General features: G+C 29.3%; 2 protein-coding genes. Both read right to left on the bottom strand.

The features are described from left to right. Window positions 1-173: 173 nt before the first annotated feature. The gene (locus C8N41_RS16785; RefSeq protein ID WP_249033300.1) at window positions 174-608 is read right to left on the bottom strand and encodes a type II toxin-antitoxin system HicB family antitoxin; all 435 of its coding nucleotides are present in this window, start codon (window positions 606-608) and stop codon (window positions 174-176) included. A 106-nt stretch (window positions 609-714) separates the two neighbouring features. Continuing rightward, on the bottom strand, window positions 715-897 hold the full coding sequence (locus C8N41_RS16780; protein ID WP_115840128.1) for a type II toxin-antitoxin system HicA family toxin: 183 nt from the start codon (window positions 895-897) through the stop codon (window positions 715-717). Window positions 898-1,242 lie beyond the last annotated feature (345 nt).

Here is a 1,242-nt window from a genome sequence, read left to right as displayed (position 1 = left end):
GATTACGTTCGAATCCACTCGGAATTGCTAATGTCAGTGCTAAACCGAAAATTAACGCATATTTACCCGTAACTGACGGTTATACGAGACCGTTACCAATAATTTGAGCTACGAACATAAAAAAAGGTTACCTATTTAAGATAACCTTTACAAAAATGAATGATATATAAAGTTTACAACCTAATTGATTGTAGTTCTTGACCTAATGAATGTAATTCTTTTTCAATCTTTTTTGCTCTTTCTTCTGAAATATAAATATTCTTTTTTGTAGAATATTGTCTTAGCAAACTTGGACTGATTCCAATTCTATTAGCAAATGCAGATTTATTAATAACTTTAAGTTTATTGAATAACTCTGACAATTCAAGTTGATATTCTAAATTGATACCTTCTGACATCAATTTCAAGATTTTTTTATCATCAACATCTTGAGCTGTTTCAAGATATAATTCTAATGCCTCTTGTAAATTTTCTTTCAATGTGATTAAATCTTTACCATCAGCAGTTACTACACCTGGAATATTTTGAGTTGTTCCCCAATAAATCCCATCAGTAGTTCTTTCTACTTTGACCTTGATTCCCATTTCTTCTTTTTTAATTACTGTCAACGTGTTTGTATACGATTTGTGTGTTTAAGGACACACATTTTGATTTTCTTTTGGAAAACCTGAAATTATGAATATTTAAAATTCTTTGATACAAGTAGGGCTTACTTTACTTCAGCCCTGCTTGTTTTAAAATTGAACTTATTGTTCCTTTCGGAATATCCTTTTTAGGATGAGGAACAACTACTATTCCATTTTTTGTTAGATGTGTAAAAACGTGGTGCGAACCTCTTGTTCTATTCAATTCCCAACCATCTTTTTTTAGCATCTTTATCAAAGATTTACTATCCATACTTCATATATCATTCATTTTTTGTTAATGCAAATATATAACATTTTTGCAATATATAACGTTTTTGCAATATGTTTTTTTTTAAATAAAACGAATTCACTTATATTTTCTAAATAAAAACAAAAAACTATTGGTAACAATGTATAAAATTAATTGCTTGGTTCTAGCCTACTTACGAAAATCCTCGCGGATTTTCTATTCAGTTTTTATTTGCTAAATTAGTGACTTAAACCACGCAACTAATCTTATACGAGACCGTTGGCAGTAATATGACCTAAACCCAATCTGAATCTTCCAAAGTAAAGATTTCGCTAATTTCAACTTCGAAAATTTGAGCTAATCTTA

Origin of the sequence: Winogradskyella sediminis (assembly GCF_003387355.1) — a bacterium.
Taxonomy (GTDB): domain Bacteria; phylum Bacteroidota; class Bacteroidia; order Flavobacteriales; family Flavobacteriaceae; genus Winogradskyella; species Winogradskyella sediminis.
Note: the sequence above shows the minus strand (reverse complement) of the source record. Positions and strands in the feature narration are given on the sequence as shown.

Bases quoted from the DNA above. Each gene is read 5' to 3' on its own strand.
- C8N41_RS16780 (WP_115840128.1), bottom strand. From the start codon at position 897: ATGGATAGTAAATCTTTGATAAAGATGCTAAAAAAAGATGGTTGGGAA.